A 25,609-nucleotide genomic window follows, 5' to 3' on the forward strand; every position below is an offset into this window, starting at 1 on the left:
CCTAATCTATAAATACGGTGTCTGATGTTACCTGTTCATTGCTTGTTATTTTTACAGTTGTCTTATCAGACGGCTTCAACTTAAATGTTTCTATTTTGTAATCATTAATTATTGAAACTTTACTCACATAGCCACTTTTATAAGTGAGAAACTCCCCATCCCAGTACCAATGATTAGTTAAGTTAGGATAATCTCTGCTGTAATAGCTAATCTCAGATGGTTTAATTGTTTTTAACAAAGCTTTTCTTCCAACGTAATCTATCTTTTTGCCAAACTTAGGATAAGCTTCAATAAAATTGTCATATACTTCTGGCATAGTTTCTTGAAGATGTGCTAAAAACAAAGGTACTTTCTCTTTCTGATAACTCGTTATTTCTCCACCCATCATTGCTTGTGGACGATAAGAGCAGATGCGATATATCAAATCGCTATTGAATTTTTCTAACTCGATATATGAATTGCTATTGCTGAATAATGACGGATCTTCTACTACGTATTTTCCGCTATACGTCTTTGTAATTCGTATAAATGGATAAGGAAAAACAACAATATTATCGATTATTCCTAATTTTTGTGGTGGATAACTTAATTTGTTGTATTGTTCTTGATCTTGCCATTGCTTTTTAAATTGACTGTACTTCTTTGCTCTGCTTGTATATCCTCTGACTGTATTCACAGAGCCGAATTTACACCCTGAACTTAACGGAGCTCTTACATTTAGGCATTGTCCGTTTTTAAAAAAGGAACAATTTTAGTGTTTATCACAAGAAATAACACTTGCTTCAATCGGAGTTTCTTTTCCTCCGAATATGCTTTTACCTCCGTATAAACCAACATTGATTACTTCCAATCCTGTCCCTCCTAATTTTTTATTCTCTCCCTCCCGAAGGAAGGAGAGTGAAGCTATTAATCTAATTCTTTTTCATCCTCATTCAGTTCATCCATAGAGATTTGGTCACTTGGCACATTCACGTTGCCTTCTTTATCAAGTGAATACTCAATGCCTTCGTGGTCATCCTCACCATAAAATTCTTCTATGCTCATTTGTGATTCAACAATGTTTAATGTGACATCAGAACCGGCCATTTTATAAAAGTTAAAAGATTGATCTGATGATGTGTCACCCTTAACGATGAAGTCTAAGACTGTTTTCTTGCTATCCTTAGCACTCTTGCTGAACTCACATGTTAGCTTTTGTTCAACACCCTCAATCTCTAGCTCAACAACTTCCCTTGTTAAATGATTGATTTCTGGCTTCTTTTCATCATCGCCTTTTACATAAAACTGGATTAATTCCTTTTTACTGTCCTTTGTTTGTTTATTGAAATGTGCTTTAACGGTTAGTTGCATGAGTGATTCGCTCCTTTTAATTGGTTATATATATTTTCAAGCTCCTTATATGTAAGTTCGTACAGCTGCTTTCCATCAGGAGTTTTGAAATATCCTAGATTAATAAGTTTTGCTTTTAATTCGTCTTTCTCTTGTTCTAATGTCATTCCTATTGACCTTCCACTTTTCTTAATTTGGCTATCCAGCAGCTACTATGAGTGTTTTGGACAAAGATTTTTCTGTTGTAACTATCTTGGTCAAATACTTTTCCATCTTTCTTAATTTCAGTAAGGGGATAAGTAATTTCATGTCCTCGACTTACAAGATCATTAATCGCTTGTACAGCTTCATATTTCCGCTGTCGTCTGATGATAACTGGGTTCATGAGCCTTCACTTCCGATACAGTTACTTCAATTCTAGGAGTCTGTGAATACCATTTACTGACGTGTAAATCGACTACTTGGCTATCATCATTCCAAATGATTTGCTTAAGAGCATCCTTGATACCTTTCACATAGTTATCAACATCTGGTTTTGTAACTGGACGTAATTCTCCACTTTCAGCAGCTGCTGCCTTCTTTTTGCTGAAACTCTTTAAAGTAGGTTTGAATACCTTAACTTCCAGCAACAATGGACCTTCTAAAAGAGCAGGTGGTCTATGTTCAGCAGCAACTAATTTTACATATTGCTTAAAATCCTTTGATTTCTTAGGATCATAAGCTCTTGTGAAGCCGCCATGATTACTAAAACGTGGTCTTCCTTGCGCTACTGGTTCTCCAAAAACTGTGAATGATATCAAATTTCCCACTCCTTATAACTCCATGGTATTTGGCTTGCAATTTTCAAATAATTTTCTCTTAATCCATAAGGAATTCTTTTACTTCGATCTTGGTTATAATACTTGTCCGTTTCTTCCTCAATTGATTTATGATGATGGACACACAATGGAACGAGCGCCCAAGTACTGTTTGCATCTTGATTGCAATTTGGATAACAGCACTTCATTTTCCCTTCCTCCTATTCACTTGTTTTAATTTCTTGCTTTTCGCTAGATGGATGACCGCCAGCATTATTTCATCTGGATCTCGTTTCATCCATTTAGCGATTGGCTCTATATCTCGGAAATCATTGAATTGTTTAGAAATCTCTTTTAAGTCACTTTCATAAAACTCAAAGTTACAATCTTCGAGTACGGTTATTCTCCTGTCACTTCTTGCCCTTCCGTCCGGCTTATAGTTATGCGGTGATGTTCGATTCTTCTTAGTTACCAACTGCGCTCATTTCCTTCTTAAATGCTTTGATTCGCTCTTTGAGTGCATCTAAATCAGTATTGAACTCTTTTTCTGTTATAGGCGGGCAATTAGGACAAGGTTTATAGCGAATGCCGTATGCTTCAAACTCATGAATAACTCTCTTTCCGTTGCATAGATTACACATTCTCAATTCCTCGCAATCTATGATTCAAGTCTTTTTCTATACCTGTGATATTCACTGTAAAGTCGCTGCATCTTTCAATGATTCTGTCCGCAAGAGCTGGATCAATTTCTCTTAACTCACTTGTATTCAATTCAGAAGAGATAAGAAAAGGTAACATATTGTTGTATCGATAATTGATTACTTCATAAGTCATTTCTACTTGCCATTCTGTTGCTCTAGGTTTTTTGACCTTTCCTTGTTTTGTTTGAACCATAAAAGGCTTAAACAAATCATCTATAAAGAGAACTTCGATTTTCTTCATCCGATCTAATTTAGCTTGCAACTTGTTAAAATCGTCCTTCAAATCCGTGAAACCTTCGACATAAGGAAAGTACAATACAGGTATTTGTCTTTTGGACATTAAGTTATTACACAAAGCAGTTAGTAGATGTGTTTTGCCTGAACCTGGATTCCCTAATAGAGCCATACTGTTACGCTCTGTAAATCGTATATCTCGAAACGATTGGTAATATTCAACTGCACAATCAAATGCATCTTTTATTACTTGCGGTTTGCCTTCAGTAATGAAAGTCTTGAATCCCTTACTTTTAAATGCTTCTGTTATCTCACTCGACTTAAGGATTCTATTTGTCTTAACAGATTGAACACAGTTGCATTTTTTCGAGTAAGTATCTCGCCATTGCCAAGCTTCGTCAGGTCCACATACCTTGCCAGCTAAAAAATCATCTTCTAAGACCATTTCATCAGGTACTAATCGACTTTCAACATTTCCATTCACCTTAATAAAATCTTCTTTCCATTCCGTATCCTTATGAACTCGATAAATGACAATTCTTTTATCCTTGCAAATAGAGCATTTATACTTGTTTTCTTCTGACACGCCCAACGGGAGTTCCGTTTGGATTGGTTTGGCTCGTGCTTGAAGTTGCTGCAGAATCTGTTTTATATCTGTTGCCACCTAGATCACCGCCATTTCGTTTTTCTTCAAACTTCCTGTTATACTCTTGGACTGCTTCTAAAGTGAATAGCTGCATGTCATGATATTTCTTAATTATGGCTATTACATAACTACTCGGATTTCTAGGAGCTTGTTTTCCAGCCTGTTTAATCACTTCGCAAATTATGGCTTCTGGTTCTTGGAAAAATGATTCCTCACTATCTATCCAAAAATTAAATTCTTGAATTAAAATTTGTGAAGGAAAGCCAAAGATTTTTTCATATTCTAAAACTGGATTATTTTCCATAACATCAACCTCGTTCTCTTTTATATCTTGTTGTTGTTTTATATCAATAACTTTTATATCTTTCTTTATCTTATTAGACACGACACTTTTGTCGTCTCTCTCTACCAAATCTGTCGTGTCTCTCGGTTCAGACATGCCACTTTTGTCGTGTCTCTCCTTTAGAGACATGCCAGATTTGTCGTCTCTCTCTTGGTCAGACACGACAGATTTGTCATGTCTCTTTTTATAAAACTTCTTAGAATTTTTCACTTTAAAAATATCTCCGTAAGGTGCTTTTACTGAGTGAATATAGCCATAGTCTTTGAGTCTTCCGATATTTCTTTGAATAGTCCGTTCACTACTGCCTAAATCCTCAGCTATTTCAGATAGCTTAATAGGTTTTCCACCAAGAACAATGCCCCAAGTCTCTCCATCATCACTCTTAACTTCTTTTGTGGTCTTAGCGATCATCCAGAGAAACTCCCATAAGGCGTTACCTATATTTTCTTTATGCTGAGGTGAAAGTAGTCCCATGTGTACCGGAAAATAAAAGGTTTCGGGCATTGTCTCACCTACTTCCTATAACAAATCGCCATTCCATTTGATACTTTCTTAACTCGATATCCTGGATAGCACTTTTGTATATATTGCAAAATAAGTTGTTTAAGATGTTCCGTATCTTTTGCTTCCTTCCAAATCCACTCTGGCAAGACAACATGAGTAGGAACATCTTGGTCATACATAAAGCAGCGATCCTATTTCCATGGTGTCTGATAGCTTTTTTACTGACCTACAATAATCACATTTGCCACAACCGATAGGATTCTCCTTACCATGCTTCACCTGTACAAATCGTTCCATCTTCATTTCTGCATATTCATACTCGAAAGAAAATCTCGATTCATCAAAATGTAAAACTGCTTTATTAGGTGGATTCTCCTTTGTGACAGCCACGATATATGGGTTATATAAAGCACCTGTGTTTTGCTCAATTATCTTGCGGTAAATAGCCATTTGAAGGACATAATCCCACGCTTCGACAAATGATACCCAGCCTTCGTATTTATCGCTCCAGTACCTTTTATGAAGGTCCTGTGTAGTCTTTAAATCCGAGAAAGTGTTTCGATTGTGATTAATGGAATCCACCTTGATTTTCCAGGGAGAACCGTATAGTTCCCCTGTGAAAATCACTTCTTTCTCACCTTCCATTGCAAATATAGCGAATGAATCCTGTTTTACTGCATTAATCATAGAATTAGCTGTTTCAAAGTCTGAATACATGCCACCACGCGACTTATAAATAGCACCATTATTTTGTTCTATAAACTCTTTGAAGGCTTCTTCACTTTCGAATGCTGCATGTACATAAGAACCAACAATCAAAGCATTTGAAGAAGGTTGTTTATACTCACCATTTAGTTTTGCGAATGCTTTTGCTTCACACTCTACAAAGCTTTTAAACTGAGAAACTGACATGTAATCTCGATCAGCTTCAATCGAATGATAATTCTCCTTGTTCAGTTGGAGCAGCTTCTTTTCCATCTACCTTGTCAGCTCCCTTCTCTTCTTTGAAAGACTCTGCCAGCGTGCTGCCTTTTTCATCGTTCTCTTTTTTATTTGTTGGTGTTTTATCGAACCAATCCTCCACTTTACTCATTCCATCCTTAATGGAGTTGTATATCTTTCCTAGATCGTTTAAATCTCTTTCAGTAAAAGCAGATACGTTATATCCAAATCTTGATTCGATTTGTTCTTGGGTAACTCTGTGTTTTTCTTTAAACATACTTAAAGCTGCGTTTAATCTTTCTTTAAATGGCTTAGTATTATTTCCTTGCATAGTTCTATTGCATTCCTCAACAGCCTTGTCCACGATGTCACCAGGGATTATGCTCAAGACACAAGCACGGACTCTTCTCGCACCTTGGTTTGCAACTAATTCATAAATATCGCGTGGATCATCCAACTTTTGAATTTTCCCTTTAGCTTTTCTAGAATGAGGAACAGTGAAAATCTTTTCCTGTCTTACGTTTGTTTCTAAATCCCATGCATAAGCCATTGCTACAGATTCACCGTTACGTTGTTCGAGTTCTTTTACACCAAACGATAAATTGCCCCAGTTTTGAGCTAAAACCTCAGCTAGACGAATAGATGGACCTTCAACCTTACTTCCTCCGCGTGGATAGCTATAGACTGCTTGCTCTGCTAATGCTGGTCTTTTGCAGTTATCTAAAATCCGTTTTTCTGCATCAAACACATTTCTAGGAAACTGTTTGGCCATGAATATTTGACCTTTTACTTCCTCCATTTCTCGGCTGCTTGAGGACTGTGCTAACACTCCTGGTTGTTGTTGCTGGTTATATTGCAAAGATAATTCGCTCATTTATTCTTCCTCCCTTAATTGTTCATCCATTGATTCATATATTTCAGTAAGGTTGTCATAAAGACCGCTACCTTCTAATAACTCTCTATGTTTTTCTAGGAAGTTATAAAGTGCTTCTAATGCTGGATTCTGAGGACTCCATATAGTTTTATTTTTTGAATAGAAATATGGCATCTTTTAACCTCCCCTTGATTTTTAAAACGATATGTCCTATCATGTACTTAACTATTTGTTTGAAAGTCACTTGACTCGTGCGCCAACACGGGTCTATTATTTTGGGATTTTTCTTGTTGTCCCTGTAAATCTATGAACTAATGAAACTTGATCACCAGCATTCTTATAAATCAGCCAGTTGTCGGGATTTAACCCATAACTTTTAATGTGTATCTTTTGCTTTTTAGTTGGATTCTTACCTTGCTTCATAGCTTGTCCGCCTATTCTGCTGTTTTAAATTCAAACCCCAATTCCTCAATCAAGTAATCTTCTAAACTGTCAGCTAAAATGACATTGCCATCATGTTCAATAATCTCGTCACCTACTAAAATTTCATTTCCGAAGAAATCAATCCCAGCATGTTCCGACTGCGCAATCATATTTGGGTAACCATTGGCGCGAATTTGACTGATAACTGGATGTTCAATCATCTAATTCCTCCCCTTCTTCCAACCATGAAATACACATGGTTTTATTTAGAAAAAAGTTGTTAATATTAACCTTAAACCCTCTGTTTCGATAATAATTAGCTATAGATTCTGTACATTGATACTCATTCCATAAAGGATCACTAGGAACTGGTGTGATGTAACTGAAATGACCATCATTAGCTTTGCTTTTGATAATTTCATTTGTTCTATTGATAAATTGTTCTAAGTTTGCCACAGCTACTTTATGTCGATTAGCTGTAGATTTCTTTCTCATTTCTGCTGCATTCATTTAATTCATTCCCTTCCATCATTTCACCTATTGTGATTACTTCTCGTGGACTAGTGGAGAACTCTACATTTTGAATCCTTGTATGTAGATCACCGTCAAATACTGCGTTGATAACTTCTTGACTCACTATGCTCACCTCCTTAAAATATTCCAACTTTCCATCATCAAATTTTGCAAGTTGTGTAAAAAGAGTACCGACTTTTGTCGGTGAATTATTCTTCTTTCTCAAAACTCCAGCCACCATCTATAAAGTTAGATCTCCACTCTAAATATTCTTGTTCTAAAAATTCTTCCAATCCAGAATCTTTAGCTGGATCAAATCCTAATTCTTCTAAAGTGAACTCATCTTCGTGTTTATCTGTGTAACCTGTCATAAAGGTAAAATAGACTTTCGTGGTTTTATCCACTACTCCTCACCCTCCACAACTTCATAACCTAAAATCATTAGACTCAATTCCATGCCATAATTTATGTTTCCATCTTGCTGTTCAGCCAGTTTCTCAATGAATCTTTTCTGTTGCTCAAGAGTTAATTCTGTTATTGCTTTACCAGTTGAACTTACTGCTTTTAATTTCATTACTTCACACCCATTTCATAATATTTACGGCTTTTCTCCCTAGCCCAATCTGCCTTTTTAAGATGACCTTTCAACGTCATTTCAAATGCGAAGTTTAGTAGCATTTCTGATTTTTGATAGTTGCTCATTACGTCCAACTCCTTTTCAATGGTAGTGGTTTATACGGTGGCAATTTAACTTCTGGCACTTTAAGCATCACTGGTTCCTTTTTCGGACAAAGGTCTCTATGCAATAATTCAATAGCTTCTTTCACCGTTTCCGTAGGAATATCATGATCCTTAGCGAATCTAAGTATGGATGTTGCAAATTCAAATTTTTGTAATGGCTGCTTCATTTAAACCACTTCCTATCTTCCTTTGTAAATATAAGTATTAATGTAACTATGCTGTTTAAAAGAACACCTACAACTAACAATTCAATGTGTTCAATCATATTAATGGTCTCCATGTCTTCACCCATGATATGGCTTCTTCATAATCAAGTTTTCTTAAGTCACGATATGTCGGTACTCCAAACGCATCTCTAAAGTTTCTGTGGATGCAAGGGAACAATTTTTTTAGGTCTAGTCCATTCGGATTGGCTGTTTCGAATACTTTGTACACACGCTTCTTAATCTGCTTCTGCAATGCATTCTGTGCGAATGAATCTATTCTTACGTTGTCTTCTAGCTTGGATAAACGGCCATCGTATTCAACTAGCTTTTCCTCGTGTTCTAAAGTTAGTTTTAAGGCTTCCACACGTTGTTCACGATCTGTAAGTACTTTTGGTTTTCTTAGTTCTTCTTCCATTGCGTTAAATGCTTGAATATATTTCTCTTTGTATTCAGCAGCTTTAGCGCCTGTATAACCAAACACTAGAAATGCTAATCCATCACGTTTAATTAAGTATTTTTTATATGTTCTATTTCTTTCGTCCGTATAATCGATCTCCGCAAAATTGTGGAGATTAAATTCTTCGCTACATTCCAAATTTCTAATATCTCGTAGCACAACATCGTGTCGTTTCCCAAACACTTCTGCTACTGTCAAACTATCTGTGAATACTTGATTGTCATTTACAAAAACTAATTGGCTCATTTTGTTTCTCCTTCTCCTCTATTGACGTTGCTACCGTCTACTAAGCTATTAATCTCATCATTAACCGTCATTGGCTCGGTTCACAGCGCTTTGGATAGTATTTGGTTTATTGTTTTTGTTTCTTTTTTTGTTCTTTTTCATATGCAATGATTCTTGGTATTGAAGTTTTCATAAAGAACTTCACCATTTCTTTCATAGTTTCATCGCTTATGTTTGGTGGATTGATTTTTGTTCCTATCATCTTCACCACTCCTCACTACCTTTAAACGGTACTACTATTTAAAAAAAATTCATCATCATGTTTTCCATCATTAACATTAGGAAGTCTAATCAAATCAGAAGGTATATCATAAAGTTTTGCTGCTTTTTGTAAAACGTGACCAGGAATAGCGGTTTGACCTCGTTCGTATCCACCTAGAGTTTTTTCAGTAATACCAAGTTCTTTTGCTGCTTCCATCTGTTTTAAACCTGCATTCACTCTAGCTGCTGCTAATGATATTTGAAATACTCTGTTCATGCTCTCAACTCCTTTCCTTATTTCTATGTTTTCAATATACTACCTTTAAACGGTATTGTCAATCATTAAAATTAAAAAAAATACCGAAAAAAAGTATTTTGCCTCTTTACAACACTACCGAAAAACGGTAATATTAATGAAGAAAGGAGGTGCAAAAATGGACGAGAAAGAAAATTTAAAACAAATTATGGCGAAGAATATTAAAAAATATTTAGATCGAATGGGGAAAAATCAAACTGATTTGGCTAGAGATTTAAACATTCCAGAAACAACCGTTTCTAATTGGATGAAAGGTAATACATATCCAAGAATAGATAAGATACAATTAATGGCTGATTATTTTGGTATTTATCGTTCTGATCTTACGGAAGACAAGCCTAATAACCTATACTCTACTACTACAGAATTAGTTAAAGTTCCTATTTTAGGGACAATTGCTTGTGGAGATCCAATATATGTAGAAGAAAACTTTGCTGGATATAGATATGAATCACCTGAAAATTTACCGTATGGAGAAATTTATTACCTCGATGCAAAAGGTGATTCAATGGAGCCTACTATTCCAGATGGTTCTTCAGTAATGATTAGACAACAAAGCGATGTAGAAAACGGGGAAATAGCAGCGGTGTTAGTAAATGGAGATACTGAGGCAACTTTAAAAAGAGTAAAAAAACTTGGTGGTCTCGTTATGTTAATGCCAGAAAATCCAGCTTATGAACCTATTATTGTAAACAAAGAAAATCCAGCAAGAATCATAGGTAAAGCAATTAGATTTACAGTCGATCTTTAAATTACTAGCTAGGAATTTAAATTGGGGGAGCGACGGCTCTCCTTTTTTTTGAAGGGAGACAATATTAATGACAGTTGGAATTTACATTCGTGTTTCTACTCAAGAACAAGCAAATGAAGGATATTCTATAGGTGCTCAAAAAGAAAGATTGATCGCCTATTGTGCAGCACAAGGATGGAATGATTTTAAATTTTATATCGATGAAGGAATATCTGCTAAAGATATGAATAGACCAGAATTGCAAAGACTGTTAGATGATGTCAAAAACAGAAGAATATCTATGATCTTAGTTTATCGACTTGATCGTTTTACAAGAAGAGTTAAGGATCTTTATGAAATGTTAGAAATGTTAGAAAAGCATAATTGCTCATTTAAATCAGCGACAGAACTTTATGATACATCCAACGCAATGGGGAGAATGTTCATCGGCCTAGTCGCATTACTTGCACAATGGGAAACAGAAAATTTATCAGAAAGAATAAAAGTAGCTTTAGAACAAAAAGTTTCTGACGGTGAGCGAGTTGGAGCAATCCCATATGGTTTTGATTTAACGGAAGATGAAAAATTAATCAAAAATGAGAAATCAAAAGTTGTATATGATATGATCGAGAAAACATTTAACGGTATGTCAGCAACACAGTTGGCGAATTATCTTAATAAAACTAATGACGATAGAACTTGGCATGTTAAGGGTGTTTTAAGAATTCTAAAAAACCCAGCTATATATGGTGCTACAAGATGGAATGATAAGGTATATGAAAATACACACGAAGGAATAATTTCTAAATCTCAATATAAAAAATTACAGGAAATTTTAAATGATCGTTCTAAACATCATAGGAGAGAAGTGGCTGGTAACTATTTATTTCAAGGTAAACTTTCATGTCCTACATGTAAAAAACCGCTAGCAGTTAACAGATATTTACGTAAGCGGAAAGATGGTACTGAATATCAAAGTACAATTTATAAGTGTAGTTCTTGTTATTTGAAAGGTAAAAAAATTAAACAAATTGGAGAAAAACGTTTTTTGGACGCACTTTATATTTATATGAAAAATATTGATTTAAAAGGCATAGAAATTACGGAAGAACCAGATGAGACCAAACATTTGACAGACCAATTAAAATCATTAGAGAAAAAAAGAGAAAAATATCAACGTGCATGGGCATCAGATTTAATTAGTGATAGCGAATTTGAACAAAGAATGTTAGAAACCAGAGAACTGTTCGAAGAATTAAAACGAAAGTTATCTGAGAAGGAGGAACCTATACAAGTTGATATTGAAGAAATAAAAAATGTGGTATTCACTTTTAATCAAACTTTCCATTTTCTCACTCAAGAAGAAAAAAGAATGTTTATCTCCAGATTTATAAAGAAAATTGATTATGAACTAATCCCCCAACCTCCACAAAGACCAGACAGATGTAAGTATGGAAAAGATTTAGTTACGATTACTGATGTCTTGTTTTATTAATATTTACGTAACGTTATCAGTTGGACCGGTCAGAATTATTAATCCGTGTGCGTGCTTTAGCAAGGAGATTAATTTACGAGAAATATTTGGAAATAAAGAGATGTGATAGATTGGAAGCATATTTTGGTCGGAAAGTATACGAATTACTAAACTCTCATGAGGGTGAGATGGTAAGGTTGAAAGTCGTAAGCCAATATACTGACCTTTGACTGTTGTGGAAATGGATCCATTTTGCGGTTTTCTTCTTTCGCCAATATCCATAGAAGCTGTAAATTTAAAATGAGAGATCAACTTGTCACATTCATTTGCTGAAATTACTAAGTAATTAATTAAATGATTGGCAATTCTAAATTGGAGAACAGATTCCTTCTGTTTTGGGGTTATGTGAATATCAGTAGCATTCTGTTCTACTGCTTCACATATAATACGATTTGCTAGAGCTTCAATCGATAACACTTATATTTAACACCACCTTTATATTTTTCAAATATGTATTTCGACAAAAAAGGGTAAATTCCTTCTTTCTTTTTAATTTTTTTGCTAAATTTAATGTCAGAATATACTTATACAATAGTATTGTCCTTTTCCATCACTACATTGACTAACAATCTTTCCAAGAAGTTCAACAAATCTGTATAAAATGCCAACTCCTATCCATACTATAGATATCAACTATTTTGGGCTATAGCCAAGTGGTAAGGCAACGGACTTTGACTCCGTCATTCGTTGGTTCGAATCCAGCTAGCCCAGTAGAGACCCGTGTTCTGGGTCTTTTTTTGTAAAAAAGCCTCGAGTAGATCGAGGCTTTACCTTTTATTATACATTCATATCATCATGCCGAATCTGTGACTTTTCGATTTGGATGGTTGTATGTTCCATATTAAATTTAGCTTTCAGACGATCAATCGCGACCTGTAGAATTACTTGACTATCACTCTTATCATCAATTAATAAATGGCAGCTTAGTGAATCCAATCCAGAAGTGATTGTCCATATATGCAAGTCATGAACATCGATAACTCCAGCGATTCCTTCCAACTCCTTTTTTACCTCTTCTTTATTAATAGTGGTTGGTGTTCCTTCCATTAAAATATGGATGGACGTTTTTATTACTCCCCAGCCGCTTTTCAAAATTAATAGCGCAACTACAACAGATATGATTGGATCAGCAATATACCACTTAAAGAAAATCATGAGGCAGCCTGCAATTATTGCGCCAACAGAGCCCAATGCGTCACCTAGAATGTGTAAATAAGCACTTCGCAAATTAACATTGCCCTCTACATCGCCTTTTCTCAATAATGCTAGGGCACTGATCATATTCGCTAATAGTCCAATTACAGCTATTATCATCATCGTTCCACTTGAGACAGCAGGTGGTTGGGAAAATCGTTCGATTGCCTCTAATATGATAAAAAAGGCGATAACAAACAATGTAACACCATTAAATAAGGCAGCTAAAATTTCAAAACGATAATAGCCGTAGGTTTTACTCGAAGAGGCAGGTCGTGTGGCGAACCAGATTGCTAGAAAGCTTAAAAAAAGAGAACTTGCATCACTTAGCATATGACCTGAATCTGACAATAAAGCAAGACTATTTGTAAGTAAACCACCAAAAAACTCTAACAGCATAATACCAGTTGTTATGATTAACGCTATAAGTAAGCCCTTTTTATTTCCTTCTCTTATTTCTTCGAAACCATGATGATGTCCATGATGACTATGGTCGTGCCCATGAGAATGTCCCATCTTATCTTCCTCCTGTTTCTAAAAAATGATATTTGCTTGCTTTTTACATGTTTCTCCGTAAATGTTGATAGATATATGCTGCATCATCCCCAACTCCTTGAAGCAGACTGGAAGCTCTATTTGTTTGCCATGGTAATCCTAAAAAATACAATCCAGCAATATTCGTTATTCCCTTCTTATGAATAGGATTTCCGTTTACATTTATTACTTGTGGAATGTTAATCCAACTATAATCATGATAAAAACCGGTAGCCCAGATAACAGTGTTAACTTTTAGTCTGCGTTTATCTATAAACTCAAAAGTATCATCGACAATTCTTTCTGTGCGCGGAAATACTGTTATTGCTCCACTTTTTATTTTTGCTCTTAATTCAAATCCAAAAACTGGGTCTGGTTTCTTCCTTAGCCATTGACCTATTTTGGAATAGGTACTTGCTTTATATATTTTCATTTTCTCAAATAACCAGAAAATACTCTTATTCCCTATATTTTGTGGTAAAAAACGAATTTTATGACCTACTGATAGGTATACCAAATATTTGTCTGAAAGCTCCGCTGCAACTTGCGCCCCTGAATTCCCGGCTCCTACAATTAAAACCGGTCCTTCTTTAATTTGTTTCGGATTATAATATTGCGATGTATGAAGCTGGACTACATTTTCAGATAAACTAGAAGCAAATGAAGGTATCAATGGTTTTTGAAAGGGACCAGTAGCAATAATCACTTTTTTAGCTGCTAATACACCCTCATTAGTAACTACCTTAAAGCCTTCCTTTGTCTTTGATAGTTCCTTTACCTCTGTATTTAATTGAACTGGCAGCGAAAACGTGGTCGCATAATCAAATAAATAGTCTGCTATTTCATTTTTTGTGGGATAGCCATCCAAATCCCCATACAGCGGAAATCCAGGAAGAGAACTGTAAAAACGTGGAGTAAACAAAGTTAATGAATCATATCTCTTTCTCCAGCTTTCACCTATAGATGTTTCTTTTTCTACTATGAGAAAAGATAAGCCGCTTTTCTTTAAAAAGTAACCCATCGCAAGCCCGGCTTGCCCGCCGCCAATTATTATTACATCGTAACTCATAACAACCGTCCTCCATTATATGAATATATGTTCATATATTCATTATAATCTAATTAATAAATCTGTCAATAAAAATTAACAATAAGTTCCACTTCTCTTTTAATAATCTATTTAAAACGTTGCTCATGCTTCATATAGTGAATATGTACAATTTATGAACAAAACATTTGTGAAGTTGTGAACATTTTATAAACTTATCGTTTTAACCATGTTTATGGTAGATTGCTATATTATAATAAAGAAAATTAGTCCTCAGGAGGAACATTTAATATGGAAAATACACTAAAAGTTACAAATGTCTTATCAGATCCAACTCGTTTCTATATTTATCAGTACATTACAAAACGTCATCAAGATGTCACTGTTCAAGAAATAGCGGATGAATTTTCCATCCATCCAAATGTAGCTCGCTTGCATTTATCTAAGTTAGAAGATGTAAGAATGCTACACTCGGAAACAAAAAAAACAGGTAAAGGTGGTCGCCCCAGCAGACTATATCGTTTATCAGATGAAGTTATTCAATTTAGCTTTCCTTTTCGAGATTATCAATTATTAAGCAGCATTTTATTGAAAACGCTTGAAAGTCTTGGAGCAGAGGGAAGCAAAGCACTTTATGAAACAGGAAAAACATTTGGCAAAGAGATGATGGAGCAGGAGATTGCACGTATTACAAACAACACAGCACTATTATCGAATGAGGATAAAATACGTTTATTACAAAATGCTAGTTTAATGACCGGACAGTTACCTGCATTGGAATGGAATGATGATCAAACCTCTTTATATTTTGAAATTTATAACTGTCCATTTAAAGAAGTAGCTGTAGAACATAAGAATAAAGTTTGTACCATGCACCAATCCTTCTTTACAGGAATGTTCGAAGCTTTGTTTAAAGATGTTCAGTTAATCGAGAAACAAAATATTATTACTGGTTGTGATCAATGCGCTTATAAAACGATCGTGCAATAAAAAAAGAGAAGGAGCCCCTTCTCTTTTTTCTCATTTAAAAGCCATTAATATATGGATTATGGTCCATTTCATGCTCAATCGTCGTTTTTCTGCCATGACCGGAAAGCACTAATGTGTCTTCAGGTAAATTCAATAACTTCTCATGGATACTAGTTAGCAATGTTCTTTGATTCCCGCCAGCTAAATCTGTTCGGCCGATACTTTCATAGAAAAGGGCATCGCCTACAAATGCCCAATTCTCCTTTTCAAAATAAAACGTAACACTGCCTGGAGAATGCCCTGGTGTCTCCATCACTTGAAAGGTAAAATCACCGATTGTCATGCTTGGATTTTCATCCAAGAAATGCTCAGCAGGTCTTGTTACAATCGGATTCGGCAGCCTAAATGCTTCACTGCCGTTTAATTTCGGATTAATTAGCCATTCTTCCTCTTTGCTATGTACATATACGGGAATACTATACTCTGTCCGAACATCTTCCACTGCACCAATATGGTCAAAGTGAGCATGTGTTAACAGAATTGCTATAGGAGATAATCCTAACTCCTGAATTATCTTTATTAACTTTTCTCCATTTGCCCCAGGATCTATCACCAAACAATCCTTGTTTTCATTCCATATTAAATAACAATTTGTCTGGATTGGTCCTAAAGGAATTTGTTTATACTCCATCCCATAACCCCTCCTATCTACTCTCTAATTGACTTACAACACGTTCTACTTTATCTTCCATTTTTCTACTAATATCCCGTCTATCATCAATTCGGATATTTGTACAAACACGAACAAGCCCTTTTTCAAAAGGAACTTCATGCATAGCTTGGATTACTTCAAATAAAACAGGAAGCTCTCCCTCAATAATTGTATTCATCGGCGTTAATTGGAACCGAATTTGCCCTTTTTCCTCATAACCCATAAGCACTTTTTGTATATCTGCTACATATGCACTTACACTTGGTGTTTGTGTTCCTACTGGTATAACTGTTACATCTACAATTGCCATTAACTATATTCTCCTTTCAACCGTATATTTAACCATATATAAGACAAAGATACTTGATTATGTTCCATGATTATGATGGCATATTTTTATGCCATCATCAACTATTGTGAATAGTGGTAGAAAATAAGGAGCTAATTTCGCCCGTTTCCATATCCAGCATATTTTCATAATAATAACCAAATAGACAATATTTTCCATCACTCGAAATTTGGATAGGCTGATCCTCTAATTCCATTTCCGTATCTATCTTTTTGCTTTCACCTGTTTCCATATTTATTTCAACAAGATTAAAGCCATCTTGATAAGTTTCCGCATTACCACTATTTTTGGGAACAAAAGTAAGAAATTTATTCTCATAAAAAGCATAGTTTGGTACTAACCAATTGGAAAATTTAGATAATCTAGGTAAGCGGACACTTCCTTGCTTCTTTAATTCAGAATCATAAAAGGTATAAATGGCTTCCTCTTCTTTAGATGAACTGGAAAGAGTAAGGAGATAACCATTTTTCTCTTCTATAAAATAAATATCAGGTACGTCCCATTCTTTTTCTTCTTTTGTTTCCAAATTGAAAATTTTAAGAGGGGCGTAAAAGGAAGGGGAGCTTTGGTCCCACTCTAAATACATTACTTTTTCCTTTGATTGCCATTGGGGAAAGGGCGTAGACACAGGAAAATCACTTAATTCATTTTCTTGAATATCCAATACAGATACTTTACTTTCCCAATCCTTGGTGAAAGTAGTAATTAATAGTTCATTTTCACTATAAGGATTCCACGCAAAATCTGTTTCATAGCTTTGCAATTTTCTAGTAAGCACTTCATTTCCCTTCATATCAATGATATGAATTTCTCCTTCTTCATCAGAAAGAGCATTGTATATTAAAAGTTGATTTTTATTGAGTATCACATTTGACAATTCTGTTACCGATTCATATAAAGGAATATGCTTTCCAGTATAGATGTTATAAGTGTAAATTTTATTAACACCCTCTACTTTCGCCGAATAACAAATTGTATCATTCTTTATCCAGCCATATACTTGCTCAAAATCTCCTTCAACTGGACTAATAGGAGGAAGCATCGTGTTGTTATTGATATTTTTGTCCTTCGCTTCATTTTCACTGGCTGAATTATTCTGTCTTGGTACACAGCCAGACAGAATAAGTGTGAAAAAAGTGAAGAGAAGAACTATTCCTAGTGTGTTTCTCTTACCTAATGGAAACATTTTTCACACTCCTATACTACTTTTCATGTTTTATTTACTCTATAGAATAGTAACATAAAAAAGCCGATTTTTTCGGCTTTTTTTCAAATACGCTTTGATATTTTACTAAAATGAGAAATATTCCTCCATAATAGGTGCTTATTTACACTCCATACATTTCATCTACTGTAAATCTACAAATATAAAGACGCTAAGAAAATCGTTGATGTGTCATGATAGATTTCAGTAAATTGGGATAGAGGAAGAGGATTTATCCCTTTTCCCAACTCTAATGTAAATCCTGGCTTTCTAAATTCTTGAATAAACCAATCTTTATAACCAGCATGACTATCTACATTTTGAATGGCTTTATATCCACTCACTCTATAAAATTCATTTGCTATCGTTTGCGATTCTGCTGGCTCTAGCCCTTCATAGCCCCAATAAAATTCTTTTCCTTGCGTATGCAATGCTATTAAACAGTCAAAATTCTCTTTATGCGCAAGCTTCGCCATCACTTGAGCCTCAGGTTCAGACAATGGCGTGTCTCCCGGATAATCTCTTGGTGCTGGCGATTTTGGTTCTTTCCTTTCCTTTTCAATTTCCCAATTTGCCGGAAATTGATTATTCAAATCAACCCCACGGATATTTGCCTTCCAGCTAGTGAAATCAGTGCTTCCACCATTTATCGAGAATAATTTCTCCTTCTCTTCTTCTGGAGGACCATTTAAGACCAAATTAACTCCATCTGGATTGACCATCGGTACAATGGATAAGTCAACAGACTGATATAATGGCATTGTATGAACACGATGAATATTTGTCCCATTCGTTAAAGATAATAAAAAATCATTCAAAAACACCATTAAAATCGGCGTAGTAATCCATTCATTGGCATGGAATGATGCATTTATATGAACCTTTTTTGTACCTTTTCCTATTCTAATTTCCTCAATATTATGTCCTAATACACTTTTACCAATACTCTTCACTTGAATGAATGGAAAAATTTTCTTTAATCTAGTTAGATCGACTTGCAAGGAATGATAATCATACTTTTTCTTTCCCTGTACTATTCTTCCAATAATGCGATTTGGAATATAAATTTCATCGCCTACTTGAAGATTATTCGGATTTACATGTTGGTTTATTAATAAAATACTATCCACTGAAATATTTCTTACTCCTGCCAATTTCCACAGAGTTTCTCCCTGCTTTATCTTATGAACCTGTAATTCAAATCCAGGTATTTGGATAGTTTCTGAAGCTGCTAATTTATTCGGATTAACATGAGGATTACTGTCTAAAATAAGATTCAAGGGAACCATAAAAAGCTGACTATAGTACCAAAGTGTATCTCCTGGTCTCAATTTAATCTCCATATGCCCACTCCTCTCCCTATATATATATGAACCGCACTAAAAAACATTACTTATGGTACTTTTTCTTATTCATAAAAAAAGCTTTGTGACAAAGTAGGTATTTCTACATTTATCACAAAGCTCCATCAATCTACTCTTTTTTATTCGCTTCTTCCACTATCTCAAGCATCCCTTTTTCTTTATCATAGAACCGCAATAAGTCTCCATAAATAATACTATCAGAATACTGCAATTCTAAATTCGCCTGCTCTATATAAGGCTCACACCCGTCTCCATTGACTGCTTCTCCAGTTGCTCGATCATAACAAACTTCTTTCGTATACACATAATCATTTGTGATAAAGCTGCCATCTCGTAAGACAACAAACGGATCCTTGTTATCAGAGAAAAGATCAGATCCAAATTGAATATCATTTTTTGTCTCGATCCCGAGCAAATGAAGAAGAGTCGGCTTGATATCCACTTGACCAGATACTGTTGACAATGTTTTCCCTTCCATTCCTGGAATATGGATAACAAAAGGCACTCTTTGTAATTGAGTGCTTACAAAAGGAGTCACTTCTTCTCCTAATAACTCACTCATTGCTTTATTATGATTTTCCGAAATGCCATTATGATCTCCATACAGTACAATAATGCTATTTTCATAGAGACCTTCTTCTTTTAGTTTCTCAATAAAATTTTTCAATGCTTCATCCTGATAACGGACAGTAGGAATATAATTATTCAGTGTTTTACTGCCGGTTGTTAATGGCTCGATAAATTTGTCTTCCTCTTCTAACTCAAAAGGAAAATGATTTGTCAGCGTAATAAATTTACTATAAAAAGGCTGCGGCATTTCTTTTAAATGAGCGATTGATTGCTCGAAGAAGTCAATATCCTTCAGCCCCCAGCCAACAGAGTTTTCCTCATTCACCTCATAATCATTAATCTCATAAAATCGTTGGTATCCTATACTTTGGTACATAATATCACGATTCCAGAAACTCTTATTATTTGCATGTAAGGAAGCTGTGTAATATCCATTTTCATTTAAAATTTCAGGAGTTGCCTGATATTCATTTCCAGAATGAGTAAAGAAAACAGCCCCTCTACTTAATGGATACAATGAATTTTCCACAATGAATTCCGAATCTGAAGTTTTCCCTTGTCCAGTTTGGTGGTAGAAATTTTCAAAATAGAAGCTCTGTTTAATAAAATCATTTAAAAATGGTGAAATTTCTTCGCCATTAACTTCTCGATTGATTGTAAACGACTGAGTAGACTCTAGACTAACCATGATTACATTTTTACCTTTAGCAATACCAAACATGTCCTTATTTGGTTCTGTATAATTTGCCTGATTATAATTAACCATATCTGTTAATTCACTGCCATCTGCAAATGCTCTTTGTGCAGAAGTCTTTGTTTGCAGAAAAATATCATAAAGTTGATAATTATATGTTCCAATATTTTTCACTAAAAGCTCTCTATCAAATGTTCGAGTTAACAATTGCGTTCTTTGCGTTTCTGCTAAACTTAGATTAAAAAAAGCTAAGCTTATCGTAAGTAAATAGAAAATACTCTTGTGAACTCTTGTGTATTTCGGAATTTTTACAAAGGCTGGTTTCTTTTTCATAATGACAATGAGCAAAATAATATCAACAAAGAAAAGAATATCCGTAACATGGATTAACTCTCTAATACTACTTCCTAAATCACTCATATTACTTGTTTGAAATAAAAGCGGCAGAGTTAAAAAATCTGTATAAACTCGATAAAAAACCACATTTGCGTACAAAACAAACGAGAGAATCAGACTTGAAATTAATATATATCTCTTTTGATTTTTTTCTGAGAAAAACATGGATATTCCTAGTATAAATAATATGGAACTTAAAGGATTAATGATTAATATGAATTGTTGAATCCAATTTTCAATTTTAATATCAAAGCTTGTAATATAGGCAATATTTGTTTTAATCCATAGTAAAACTGTTGCAATCGTTATAAGTGACAGCTTTGACCACTCCAATTTTTTCTTAAACAATGGTGAATCCTCCTAACTATTGATCAAACAAAATCTCGAAAATTATCACTTTACACATTTTACAATATTTTTATTATATAAAGCTAATCTTTATGAAATTTTAATCTAATTTTCATCTTTGTGTATTATTATAATAGCTTACTCTTTTTTAAACGTCCAATCAGACGAAAAGTTTCAGAAATTTTATCGTAATTATTCCTATCATTTAAAATACCTAAAAAAAATCTCCTTCCAAACGGAAGAAGATTTTTTTCATTCTTAATAATCCTATCTATTTGTACCTAGCTCGATTAACTTTTAGCCAACCACGCAGCACCAATTACCCCTGCTGTATTTCCAAGAGTCGCAACATCAATGACAGTTGACTCTGCTACACTTTTAAAGGAAAATTTCATAAAATTCTCTTTTACAGGATCTAACAGGACATCTCCAGCTTTTGATACTCCTCCACCTATGACAATTTTCTCAGGATTTAACGTATTAGCAATATTTGCTAACACTAGCCCTAAATGAAATGCAACAAATTGAACGATTTCATTAGCTAATTCGTCCCCTCCTTTAGCTGCATCGAATACATCTTTTGCTGTAATCGCCCCTTCTTGATCTAGTAACGAATGAAGCTCGCTTAATGTATGTCTTTCCGCTAATCTTTCTTTCGTTAAACGAACAATTCCCGTTGCAGATGCAATCGTTTCTAAACAGCCAGTTTTCCCACAGTTACAAGGAGCTCCATTTTCCACAATTGCAGTTAGATGACCTATTTCACCAGCAGCTCCTTTAACGCCTTGCACAATATCTCCATTAATAATAACGCCTCCGCCAACACCAGTCCCCAGTGTTACGCAAACTAAATCCTTTGCTCCTTCTCCAGCTCCCTTCCACATTTCACCTAAAGCAGCACAGTTAGCATCATTATCAATCGTTACTGGCAATCCTAAATCTTCTTCAAGGCGAGCCTTTAAAGGAAAATTATCGGGCCAGCCTAAATTTACCGTATTAAAAATAATTCCTGTTTCATAATCAAAAGGACCTGGCGCACCCATTCCTGCACCTAAAACATCCTCTTTCGAATGACCTAATTCCTTCAATTTAGCATCAATGGATTTTGCAATATCAGATGTTATATTTTTCCCTTCCTCAGAATTATCTGTCGGGATTTCCCAATGATCAATTAAATCGCCATTTAAAGATAAAAAAGCAATTTTCACCGTTGTTCCGCCTAAATCTATTCCAGCTACCCATTTTTCTTGCATCACACATTCCCCCGATTTCTCTTATCCTCTAAGTATTGTATTTCTTGATTAAGCAGTCGCATAGCAGAATCGAATTCTTGTTCTTTTATTAATTGAGATTGATATAATTCTTTAATTTCGGATTTCATTAATTGTAAATCGCCTACTCGATCTCCAACATAAATGATTGTCCCGTACTTTTTTAAAAACTGCTGCACGTCATAAATTGTTTGCATGGTACCCCTCGATTTCATTCTTTTTCTATCCACTGCAAAGGTTTGCATAAAGTGATAAATTAATCGTTTTCAAATTAAGTATAAAGGATACGGACTGTTTCCTCAACAGCAGATTCTTTTCCCTTATTAGGAAAGTAAATATATGTTTAAAGCTAGAAAACAAAAGATATTCCTACCTCTTTCTTCTTTTATCATAATTTTCTTTTCCATACATATATTTAAAGAAGTATAGATGAGACAGGCTCATATTTTGAGCATACTTAACATGGAGCGGTGAAAATAATGAAAAAAGATTTTATTCGTTTAAGTCTTTCTCTTATTATCCTTATTTCTATTTTCTATATTTTTCAACAAAAGCAGATTGCTAAGGAAAGTATTACCTATTTTCCGATTGATCCTACTGTCACTTTTCCGAAAGCAAACACAACTCTTACTTTTAGTAAAAAAAGATTTGATGAATACAGTATTCTTTGGGAGAGCCATTCATCCATTAATAAGGTCGCATATTTACGGCAGGATATGAGCTTACTGTATGCAAATGGAAAACTAATAAACACAATGGGAGAATGGAAACAAAACACTTTGGAGCTTTCAGGAAAAAAAACAATCGTGGAAAGAGAAAGTAACTTTTTACAAGCAATAACTTTTCATTATGCGGAAATACACGATAGTAGTGAAAGAATTTTCAGTTCACAAAAAACTTCCACGGACAACTTATATATTATTAACTCCAAGTTTGAAAATGCTCCCCTAACTTTTCATACTGCCAGTAACTTAACAGAAAAGGATTGGGCAAAGACCTTAGAGAAAGAAGCATTAAACAATGTAGAGTATGCTTATCTTCAAGTATTAAAAAAATTCCATATTTCACCTGAGCAATATCATACAAAACTATTACTTACAGACTTAATCAACTATAACGATGCACCTCTCCCGAACTTTTCAAAAGAACAAAGCGCAAAAATAATTGGACAACTAACAGAGGGGCTCTATAAAAATTATTTTCTTGGAGTTATAAAAGAAGATGGAACCATTGCTGATCCCATCGGTAGTTCTATTCCTGTATTATTAATTAATGATAACCATCTTCTTATCTTATTTACAACAGTAGATGGTGAGGCAATTGTTTTAAGACAACAAATATCTACTCTTTAATTTTATCCCATAATAGAAGATATTTAGAATTGTTTTCGTCCAACTTTATCGCTGATTGTAAATACTTCCTTGCTTCTTCCAAGTTCTTATTATATATACTTACAACCGCTAAATTATAATATGCTTCATGAAATTCTGGATTTATCGCGATTGTTTTTTGCAGGTTCTTCTCTGCATCATTTAGATTACTCTTCTTAAGTTGAATATAAGAAAGTAAAAAGTAGTAATCTTCATTATTCTTTGGTTCCAGTTTCTCCAAAGCCAATTCAGCCTGATGAAATTTCTCATCATGGATATAATCATGGATCAGCATATAGGCTGATTGTTCTTGTCTTTGCAATACATCTTGATGGAATGAATAAAGGACACCTATTCCCAAAAGCAGTATAGTAACAAAGGCGGCACCAAGCTGGATTTTCCAGTTTTTTTTCTTTGGAAAATGAACAATCGCTGTGGCTAAGAAGCCGCCTATCAAACCACCAATATGTCCTGCATTATCGATTCCTTGTATAGTAAAACCAAAAATAAGATTGATAATTATGATGATAATGACATTCCAGCCCATTACACGAAAAAATAGCTGGGGAAAGCGCCACGCAAAATAAAGAAGTGCACCAAAACAGCCAAAAATCGCGCCGCTTGCACCAGCCGATAAAGACGGACTTAATAAATAACTAGCAAATACCCCACTAAACCCAGCAAATAAATAAATAAACATAAATCGGCTCGATCCAAAAATCCGCTCAATTAATGGTCCAACATAATATAGAGCAATGGAATTCATAAGTAAATGCAAAATACCAATATGTAAAAAAACAGGTGTTACAAATCGCCACCATTCCCCATTGGCAATTAAATAATTTACTTTTGCTCCCCATTTAATTAACGTTTCACTGTTTGTACTTCCGCCACTTAATTCCATTAAGAAAAATACAATCACTTGAATAGCAATGAAAAAATACGTGATACATGGTTTTCCAAAATTAAATAACTGTCTTTCTTCTTTTTCATTTTGTCTTAAGCGTGTAAAGATAGCATCTTTATATTTTTGAATATGCGTTTCTCGCTCTGCTTCCGTTTCTGGCATACCTTTTAATTCTGCTATTTTATACTCTCCTATTTCCCAGTCTTGGACGGATCGATCAAGAAGAACTGTTTCAATTTGTATTTTTTTATTTGGGCTTAAAAATACTGGATTGATAATATGTTCATATGAATCTACAGGCGGATAAGCAGATATATAAATGCTCACCACCCTAAGGGAACGACTATGCAGCGAACTTCTTATCCTTTCAGCATTTAACGCTGTCCTTTCTATATCCCTGCTTAACCAATTACTCCAGTTAATATCGATTTGAAATAAGCGAATAACGGGAGATTTTGATTTATTCTCTTGAGCCTCTAGCCATATTTCTTGTTGATCTTCTGATAAGTAGATAATTTTATACTGATATTCATTTACTAGTATATGGATGATTCTCCAATACTTATAATGTTCTAGCTCCATCTGTTCTCTCCCTACTCTCCGAACATCCTGAAAGGTAATGACACTATATTCTTCAAGTTCTTAAAAATAGTTGCTTTTTAAGGAAATACGCTTTCTATGTAACAATACTATATATGTTTCTTTTTTCCTTCATTTCATTTAAATGTCACAAAATCCATCTTTCATTTTAGCTTATTTTATGTATTTTATAAATGAAAGTGACATTCGACAAGCATATCGCTTGAAGATATGAACGTTATTATTTGTTATTACCTTTTTAAAAAGATTAAAAACACATTTGGTAAAAGGAAAAAAGGATAGAACAAAAGTAACCAATTGGTA

General features: G+C 34.5%; 40 protein-coding genes and 1 tRNA gene. 5 read left to right on the plus strand and 36 right to left on the minus strand.

The features are described from left to right. Position 1: 1 nt before the first annotated feature. The 25 genes from NSQ89_RS12990 to NSQ89_RS13110 form a co-directional block, all read right to left on the minus strand. Complete coding sequence (locus NSQ89_RS12990) at positions 2–676, minus strand: hypothetical protein (RefSeq protein ID WP_341132740.1); 675 nt, start codon at positions 674–676, stop codon at positions 2–4. A gap of 230 nt (positions 677–906) precedes the next feature. After that, entirely contained in the window at positions 907–1,350 is a 444-nt protein-coding gene (locus NSQ89_RS12995; protein WP_341132741.1) for a hypothetical protein, read from the minus strand. Beyond that, a complete protein-coding gene (locus NSQ89_RS13000; protein WP_341132742.1) occupies positions 1,341–1,496 on the minus strand; it encodes a Fur-regulated basic protein FbpA in 156 nt (51 codons plus the stop codon). The genes NSQ89_RS12995 and NSQ89_RS13000 overlap by 10 nt, the downstream gene beginning before the upstream one ends. Positions 1,497–1,498: 2 nt before the next feature. After that, complete coding sequence (locus NSQ89_RS13005; protein WP_341132743.1) at positions 1,499–1,714, minus strand: hypothetical protein; 216 nt, start codon at positions 1,712–1,714, stop codon at positions 1,499–1,501. Beyond that, a complete protein-coding gene (locus NSQ89_RS13010; protein WP_171509761.1) occupies positions 1,677–2,129 on the minus strand; it encodes a RusA family crossover junction endodeoxyribonuclease in 453 nt (150 codons plus the stop codon). Before NSQ89_RS13010 ends, NSQ89_RS13005 begins: the two co-directional genes overlap by 38 nt. Continuing rightward, positions 2,126–2,335, minus strand: a complete 210-nt coding sequence (locus tag NSQ89_RS13015) for a hypothetical protein (protein WP_341132744.1) — start codon at positions 2,333–2,335, stop codon at positions 2,126–2,128. The genes NSQ89_RS13010 and NSQ89_RS13015 overlap by 4 nt, the downstream gene beginning before the upstream one ends. Next, positions 2,332–2,601 (minus strand): hypothetical protein, encoded by a 270-nt coding sequence (locus tag NSQ89_RS13020; RefSeq protein ID WP_341132745.1) that lies wholly within the window; start codon positions 2,599–2,601, stop codon positions 2,332–2,334. The genes NSQ89_RS13015 and NSQ89_RS13020 overlap by 4 nt, the downstream gene beginning before the upstream one ends. Further along, entirely contained in the window at positions 2,591–2,767 is a 177-nt protein-coding gene (locus tag NSQ89_RS13025; RefSeq protein ID WP_341132746.1) for a hypothetical protein, read from the minus strand. Before NSQ89_RS13025 ends, NSQ89_RS13020 begins: the two co-directional genes overlap by 11 nt. Beyond that, positions 2,760–3,701 carry an nSTAND3 domain-containing NTPase gene (locus tag NSQ89_RS13030; RefSeq protein ID WP_445668971.1) on the minus strand — a complete coding sequence of 314 codons (942 nt, stop codon included), beginning with the start codon at positions 3,699–3,701 and terminating at the stop codon, positions 2,760–2,762. Before NSQ89_RS13030 ends, NSQ89_RS13025 begins: the two co-directional genes overlap by 8 nt. Further along, positions 3,625–4,554, minus strand: a complete 930-nt coding sequence (locus tag NSQ89_RS13035) for a DnaD domain protein (protein ID WP_341132747.1) — start codon at positions 4,552–4,554, stop codon at positions 3,625–3,627. Before NSQ89_RS13035 ends, NSQ89_RS13030 begins: the two co-directional genes overlap by 77 nt. Before the next feature lie 8 nt (positions 4,555–4,562). Further along, positions 4,563–4,733, minus strand: coding sequence for a hypothetical protein (locus NSQ89_RS13040; RefSeq protein WP_341132748.1), 171 nt, complete (start codon positions 4,731–4,733; stop codon positions 4,563–4,565). Further along, on the minus strand, positions 4,726–5,532 hold the full coding sequence (locus NSQ89_RS13045; protein ID WP_341132749.1) for a PD-(D/E)XK nuclease-like domain-containing protein: 807 nt from the start codon (positions 5,530–5,532) through the stop codon (positions 4,726–4,728). The genes NSQ89_RS13040 and NSQ89_RS13045 overlap by 8 nt, the downstream gene beginning before the upstream one ends. Then, on the minus strand, positions 5,483–6,370 hold the full coding sequence (locus tag NSQ89_RS13050; protein ID WP_341132750.1) for a hypothetical protein: 888 nt from the start codon (positions 6,368–6,370) through the stop codon (positions 5,483–5,485). Before NSQ89_RS13050 ends, NSQ89_RS13045 begins: the two co-directional genes overlap by 50 nt. Next, positions 6,371–6,544, minus strand: a complete 174-nt coding sequence (locus tag NSQ89_RS13055) for a hypothetical protein (protein WP_171509798.1) — start codon at positions 6,542–6,544, stop codon at positions 6,371–6,373. It lies immediately after the preceding gene. 96 nt (positions 6,545–6,640) lie between these two features. After that, complete coding sequence (locus NSQ89_RS13060) at positions 6,641–6,793, minus strand: DUF6906 family protein (RefSeq protein ID WP_164463660.1); 153 nt, start codon at positions 6,791–6,793, stop codon at positions 6,641–6,643. 11 nt (positions 6,794–6,804) lie between these two features. After that, positions 6,805–7,014, minus strand: coding sequence for a YqaI family protein (locus NSQ89_RS13065; RefSeq protein ID WP_341132751.1), 210 nt, complete (start codon positions 7,012–7,014; stop codon positions 6,805–6,807). Further along, on the minus strand, positions 7,007–7,303 hold the full coding sequence (locus NSQ89_RS13070; protein ID WP_341132752.1) for a hypothetical protein: 297 nt from the start codon (positions 7,301–7,303) through the stop codon (positions 7,007–7,009). Before NSQ89_RS13070 ends, NSQ89_RS13065 begins: the two co-directional genes overlap by 8 nt. Next, positions 7,266–7,430 (minus strand): hypothetical protein, encoded by a 165-nt coding sequence (locus NSQ89_RS13075; protein WP_341132753.1) that lies wholly within the window; start codon positions 7,428–7,430, stop codon positions 7,266–7,268. Before NSQ89_RS13075 ends, NSQ89_RS13070 begins: the two co-directional genes overlap by 38 nt. Positions 7,431–7,515: 85 nt before the next feature. Then, complete coding sequence (locus NSQ89_RS13080) at positions 7,516–7,710, minus strand: DUF7167 family protein (RefSeq protein ID WP_341132754.1); 195 nt, start codon at positions 7,708–7,710, stop codon at positions 7,516–7,518. Then, complete coding sequence (locus tag NSQ89_RS13085; protein ID WP_341132755.1) at positions 7,710–7,880, minus strand: hypothetical protein; 171 nt, start codon at positions 7,878–7,880, stop codon at positions 7,710–7,712. The genes NSQ89_RS13080 and NSQ89_RS13085 overlap by 1 nt, the downstream gene beginning before the upstream one ends. Continuing rightward, complete coding sequence (locus NSQ89_RS13090; RefSeq protein ID WP_328019843.1) at positions 7,880–8,008, minus strand: hypothetical protein; 129 nt, start codon at positions 8,006–8,008, stop codon at positions 7,880–7,882. Before NSQ89_RS13090 ends, NSQ89_RS13085 begins: the two co-directional genes overlap by 1 nt. After that, positions 8,008–8,214, minus strand: a complete 207-nt coding sequence (locus NSQ89_RS13095; protein WP_341132756.1) for a hypothetical protein — start codon at positions 8,212–8,214, stop codon at positions 8,008–8,010. Before NSQ89_RS13095 ends, NSQ89_RS13090 begins: the two co-directional genes overlap by 1 nt. Before the next feature lie 94 nt (positions 8,215–8,308). Further along, complete coding sequence (locus NSQ89_RS13100) at positions 8,309–8,956, minus strand: Rha family transcriptional regulator (protein WP_341132757.1); 648 nt, start codon at positions 8,954–8,956, stop codon at positions 8,309–8,311. 106 nt (positions 8,957–9,062) lie between these two features. Continuing rightward, on the minus strand, positions 9,063–9,197 hold the full coding sequence (locus NSQ89_RS13105; protein WP_269083446.1) for a hypothetical protein: 135 nt from the start codon (positions 9,195–9,197) through the stop codon (positions 9,063–9,065). A 21-nt stretch (positions 9,198–9,218) separates the two neighbouring features. Then, positions 9,219–9,473 (minus strand): helix-turn-helix domain-containing protein, encoded by a 255-nt coding sequence (locus NSQ89_RS13110; RefSeq protein WP_123257977.1) that lies wholly within the window; start codon positions 9,471–9,473, stop codon positions 9,219–9,221. A gap of 157 nt (positions 9,474–9,630) precedes the next feature. Between NSQ89_RS13110 and NSQ89_RS13115 the strand changes: the two genes are divergently transcribed. Next, the gene (locus NSQ89_RS13115) at positions 9,631–10,263 is read left to right on the plus strand and encodes a LexA family protein (RefSeq protein ID WP_341132758.1); all 633 of its coding nucleotides are present in this window, start codon (positions 9,631–9,633) and stop codon (positions 10,261–10,263) included. A gap of 67 nt (positions 10,264–10,330) precedes the next feature. Next, positions 10,331–11,737, plus strand: a complete 1,407-nt coding sequence (locus tag NSQ89_RS13120) for a recombinase family protein (protein ID WP_053215609.1) — start codon at positions 10,331–10,333, stop codon at positions 11,735–11,737. Between the two features lie 3 nt (positions 11,738–11,740). On the opposite strand, the gene NSQ89_RS13125 is transcribed toward NSQ89_RS13120, so the two are convergent. Further along, positions 11,741–12,193: an ATPase, T2SS/T4P/T4SS family gene (locus NSQ89_RS13125; protein WP_082138268.1), complete on the minus strand. Its 453-nt coding sequence runs from the start codon at positions 12,191–12,193 to the stop codon at positions 11,741–11,743. A gap of 222 nt (positions 12,194–12,415) precedes the next feature. On the opposite strand from NSQ89_RS13125, the gene NSQ89_RS13130 reads away from it, so the two are divergent. After that, positions 12,416–12,487: transfer RNA gene (locus NSQ89_RS13130), tRNA-Gln, on the plus strand. A gap of 66 nt (positions 12,488–12,553) precedes the next feature. Here the strand turns inward: NSQ89_RS13130 and NSQ89_RS13135 are convergent. Both NSQ89_RS13135 and NSQ89_RS13140 read right to left on the minus strand, forming a co-directional pair. Further along, the gene (locus NSQ89_RS13135) at positions 12,554–13,486 is read right to left on the minus strand and encodes a cation diffusion facilitator family transporter (RefSeq protein WP_047941244.1); all 933 of its coding nucleotides are present in this window, start codon (positions 13,484–13,486) and stop codon (positions 12,554–12,556) included. Positions 13,487–13,529: 43 nt separating this feature from the next. After that, positions 13,530–14,573, minus strand: coding sequence for a flavin-containing monooxygenase (locus NSQ89_RS13140; RefSeq protein ID WP_095258955.1), 1,044 nt, complete (start codon positions 14,571–14,573; stop codon positions 13,530–13,532). A 270-nt stretch (positions 14,574–14,843) separates the two neighbouring features. Between NSQ89_RS13140 and NSQ89_RS13145 the strand changes: the two genes are divergently transcribed. Next, complete coding sequence (locus tag NSQ89_RS13145) at positions 14,844–15,542, plus strand: helix-turn-helix transcriptional regulator (RefSeq protein WP_095258956.1); 699 nt, start codon at positions 14,844–14,846, stop codon at positions 15,540–15,542. Positions 15,543–15,576: 34 nt separating this feature from the next. Here NSQ89_RS13145 and NSQ89_RS13150 read toward each other — a convergent pair whose 3' ends face one another. From NSQ89_RS13150 to NSQ89_RS13180, 7 genes are all read right to left on the minus strand, one after another. Further along, on the minus strand, positions 15,577–16,212 hold the full coding sequence (locus NSQ89_RS13150; RefSeq protein ID WP_047941247.1) for an MBL fold metallo-hydrolase: 636 nt from the start codon (positions 16,210–16,212) through the stop codon (positions 15,577–15,579). 13 nt (positions 16,213–16,225) lie between these two features. Next, positions 16,226–16,543 (minus strand): MTH1187 family thiamine-binding protein, encoded by a 318-nt coding sequence (locus tag NSQ89_RS13155; protein WP_047941248.1) that lies wholly within the window; start codon positions 16,541–16,543, stop codon positions 16,226–16,228. A gap of 97 nt (positions 16,544–16,640) precedes the next feature. Continuing rightward, a complete protein-coding gene (locus tag NSQ89_RS13160) occupies positions 16,641–17,768 on the minus strand; it encodes a YqgU-like beta propeller domain-containing protein (RefSeq protein ID WP_341132759.1) in 1,128 nt (375 codons plus the stop codon). Positions 17,769–17,941: 173 nt separating this feature from the next. Continuing rightward, positions 17,942–19,129 (minus strand): M14 family metallopeptidase, encoded by a 1,188-nt coding sequence (locus NSQ89_RS13165; protein WP_047941250.1) that lies wholly within the window; start codon positions 19,127–19,129, stop codon positions 17,942–17,944. A gap of 130 nt (positions 19,130–19,259) precedes the next feature. Further along, positions 19,260–21,158 carry an LTA synthase family protein gene (locus tag NSQ89_RS13170; protein ID WP_061798537.1) on the minus strand — a complete coding sequence of 633 codons (1,899 nt, stop codon included), beginning with the start codon at positions 21,156–21,158 and terminating at the stop codon, positions 19,260–19,262. A gap of 290 nt (positions 21,159–21,448) precedes the next feature. Continuing rightward, on the minus strand, positions 21,449–22,411 hold the full coding sequence (locus NSQ89_RS13175; RefSeq protein WP_341132760.1) for an ROK family glucokinase: 963 nt from the start codon (positions 22,409–22,411) through the stop codon (positions 21,449–21,451). Then, the gene (locus NSQ89_RS13180; RefSeq protein WP_047941253.1) at positions 22,411–22,626 is read right to left on the minus strand and encodes a YqgQ family protein; all 216 of its coding nucleotides are present in this window, start codon (positions 22,624–22,626) and stop codon (positions 22,411–22,413) included. The genes NSQ89_RS13175 and NSQ89_RS13180 overlap by 1 nt, the downstream gene beginning before the upstream one ends. A 282-nt stretch (positions 22,627–22,908) precedes the next feature. On the opposite strand from NSQ89_RS13180, the gene NSQ89_RS13185 reads away from it, so the two are divergent. Continuing rightward, positions 22,909–23,781 (plus strand): hypothetical protein, encoded by an 873-nt coding sequence (locus NSQ89_RS13185; protein WP_061798539.1) that lies wholly within the window; start codon positions 22,909–22,911, stop codon positions 23,779–23,781. Here NSQ89_RS13185 and NSQ89_RS13190 read toward each other — a convergent pair. After that, a complete protein-coding gene (locus NSQ89_RS13190; RefSeq protein ID WP_341132761.1) occupies positions 23,771–25,288 on the minus strand; it encodes a rhomboid family intramembrane serine protease in 1,518 nt (505 codons plus the stop codon). The two genes, NSQ89_RS13185 and NSQ89_RS13190, sit on opposite strands and share 11 nt — an antisense overlap. Between the last annotated feature and the right edge of the window lie 321 nt (positions 25,289–25,609).

The sequence above is a fragment of the Niallia sp. FSL R7-0648 genome (assembly GCF_038007005.1).
Classification (GTDB): Bacteria; Bacillota; Bacilli; order Bacillales; family Cytobacillaceae; genus Niallia; species Niallia circulans.

Bases quoted from the DNA above. Each gene is read 5' to 3' on its own strand.
- NSQ89_RS12995 (WP_341132741.1), bottom strand. From the start codon at position 1,350: ATGCAACTAACCGTTAAAGCACATTTCAATAAACAAACAAAGGACAGT.
- NSQ89_RS13000 (WP_341132742.1), bottom strand. From the start codon at position 1,496: ATGACATTAGAACAAGAGAAAGACGAATTAAAAGCAAAACTTATTAAT.
- NSQ89_RS13005 (WP_341132743.1), bottom strand. From the start codon at position 1,714: ATGAACCCAGTTATCATCAGACGACAGCGGAAATATGAAGCTGTACAA.
- NSQ89_RS13015 (WP_341132744.1), bottom strand. From the start codon at position 2,335: ATGAAGTGCTGTTATCCAAATTGCAATCAAGATGCAAACAGTACTTGG.
- NSQ89_RS13025 (WP_341132746.1), bottom strand. From the start codon at position 2,767: ATGTGTAATCTATGCAACGGAAAGAGAGTTATTCATGAGTTTGAAGCA.
- NSQ89_RS13035 (WP_341132747.1), bottom strand. From the start codon at position 4,554: ATGCCCGAAACCTTTTATTTTCCGGTACACATGGGACTACTTTCACCT.
- NSQ89_RS13040 (WP_341132748.1), bottom strand. From the start codon at position 4,733: ATGTATGACCAAGATGTTCCTACTCATGTTGTCTTGCCAGAGTGGATT.
- NSQ89_RS13045 (WP_341132749.1), bottom strand. From the start codon at position 5,532: ATGGAAAAGAAGCTGCTCCAACTGAACAAGGAGAATTATCATTCGATT.
- NSQ89_RS13050 (WP_341132750.1), bottom strand. From the start codon at position 6,370: ATGAGCGAATTATCTTTGCAATATAACCAGCAACAACAACCAGGAGTG.
- NSQ89_RS13055 (WP_171509798.1), bottom strand. From the start codon at position 6,544: ATGCCATATTTCTATTCAAAAAATAAAACTATATGGAGTCCTCAGAAT.
- NSQ89_RS13060 (WP_164463660.1), bottom strand. From the start codon at position 6,793: ATGAAGCAAGGTAAGAATCCAACTAAAAAGCAAAAGATACACATTAAA.
- NSQ89_RS13065 (WP_341132751.1), bottom strand. From the start codon at position 7,014: ATGATTGAACATCCAGTTATCAGTCAAATTCGCGCCAATGGTTACCCA.
- NSQ89_RS13070 (WP_341132752.1), bottom strand. From the start codon at position 7,303: ATGAATGCAGCAGAAATGAGAAAGAAATCTACAGCTAATCGACATAAA.
- NSQ89_RS13085 (WP_341132755.1), bottom strand. From the start codon at position 7,880: ATGAAATTAAAAGCAGTAAGTTCAACTGGTAAAGCAATAACAGAATTA.
- NSQ89_RS13090 (WP_328019843.1), bottom strand. From the start codon at position 8,008: ATGAGCAACTATCAAAAATCAGAAATGCTACTAAACTTCGCATTTGAA.
- NSQ89_RS13095 (WP_341132756.1), bottom strand. From the start codon at position 8,214: ATGAAGCAGCCATTACAAAAATTTGAATTTGCAACATCCATACTTAGA.
- NSQ89_RS13100 (WP_341132757.1), bottom strand. From the start codon at position 8,956: ATGAGCCAATTAGTTTTTGTAAATGACAATCAAGTATTCACAGATAGT.
- NSQ89_RS13105 (WP_269083446.1), bottom strand. From the start codon at position 9,197: ATGATAGGAACAAAAATCAATCCACCAAACATAAGCGATGAAACTATG.
- NSQ89_RS13110 (WP_123257977.1), bottom strand. From the start codon at position 9,473: ATGAACAGAGTATTTCAAATATCATTAGCAGCAGCTAGAGTGAATGCA.
- NSQ89_RS13115 (WP_341132758.1), top strand. From the start codon at position 9,631: ATGGACGAGAAAGAAAATTTAAAACAAATTATGGCGAAGAATATTAAA.
- NSQ89_RS13120 (WP_053215609.1), top strand. From the start codon at position 10,331: ATGACAGTTGGAATTTACATTCGTGTTTCTACTCAAGAACAAGCAAAT.
- NSQ89_RS13135 (WP_047941244.1), bottom strand. From the start codon at position 13,486: ATGGGACATTCTCATGGGCACGACCATAGTCATCATGGACATCATCAT.
- NSQ89_RS13140 (WP_095258955.1), bottom strand. From the start codon at position 14,573: ATGAGTTACGATGTAATAATAATTGGCGGCGGGCAAGCCGGGCTTGCG.
- NSQ89_RS13145 (WP_095258956.1), top strand. From the start codon at position 14,844: ATGGAAAATACACTAAAAGTTACAAATGTCTTATCAGATCCAACTCGT.
- NSQ89_RS13150 (WP_047941247.1), bottom strand. From the start codon at position 16,212: ATGGAGTATAAACAAATTCCTTTAGGACCAATCCAGACAAATTGTTAT.
- NSQ89_RS13155 (WP_047941248.1), bottom strand. From the start codon at position 16,543: ATGGCAATTGTAGATGTAACAGTTATACCAGTAGGAACACAAACACCA.
- NSQ89_RS13160 (WP_341132759.1), bottom strand. From the start codon at position 17,768: ATGTTTCCATTAGGTAAGAGAAACACACTAGGAATAGTTCTTCTCTTC.
- NSQ89_RS13165 (WP_047941250.1), bottom strand. From the start codon at position 19,129: ATGGAGATTAAATTGAGACCAGGAGATACACTTTGGTACTATAGTCAG.
- NSQ89_RS13175 (WP_341132760.1), bottom strand. From the start codon at position 22,411: ATGCAAGAAAAATGGGTAGCTGGAATAGATTTAGGCGGAACAACGGTG.
- NSQ89_RS13180 (WP_047941253.1), bottom strand. From the start codon at position 22,626: ATGCAAACAATTTATGACGTGCAGCAGTTTTTAAAAAAGTACGGGACA.
- NSQ89_RS13185 (WP_061798539.1), top strand. From the start codon at position 22,909: ATGAAAAAAGATTTTATTCGTTTAAGTCTTTCTCTTATTATCCTTATT.
- NSQ89_RS13190 (WP_341132761.1), bottom strand. From the start codon at position 25,288: ATGGAGCTAGAACATTATAAGTATTGGAGAATCATCCATATACTAGTA.